The organism is Paenibacillus sp. 2TAB26, from assembly GCF_052115145.1.
In the GTDB taxonomy this organism is placed as follows: Bacteria; Bacillota; Bacilli; order Paenibacillales; family Paenibacillaceae; genus Pristimantibacillus.
Map to the genome: position 1 here is coordinate 1 of NZ_JBFRGC010000165.1, position 357 is coordinate 357.

A 357-nucleotide genomic window follows, 5' to 3' on the forward strand; every position below is an offset into this window, starting at 1 on the left:
ATAGATTTCACTGTACCTGAGAGTACGGTAATGCTTGCCATATATCTATCAATTCCTGAAGCTGAAAATAACAGAAGATCATTGAATACATCAAATGGCATTAAAAGGGCAAAAATGATGGGAAGATACCCAAATAAGGCGCCTTTGGGGTTCATAAACTGCACGGCTTTTGACGGAAAAAAAGAAATTGTACATGTCCAACCTGCAGCTGATATCATAAAATGGGCTTTTAAACAACTGGCAAAAAATTCCTTCACTATAGAAACTGTCAGAAGAATGGCCTTTGCAAAGGGATTGAAATCTTCAAGATCTGCCTTCTGGAAGCTGGTACGAAACCCCGTGTACTGTGGACTAATC

The 357-nt window shown here is 39.2% G+C and carries 1 protein-coding gene; it reads left to right on the forward strand.

Annotated features, from left to right (window positions below; all coding sequences use genetic code 11):
* Positions 1–357 (forward strand): hypothetical protein (locus tag AB4Z50_RS36335; protein ID WP_441887383.1); only part of this gene is annotated, 357 nt, incomplete at both ends.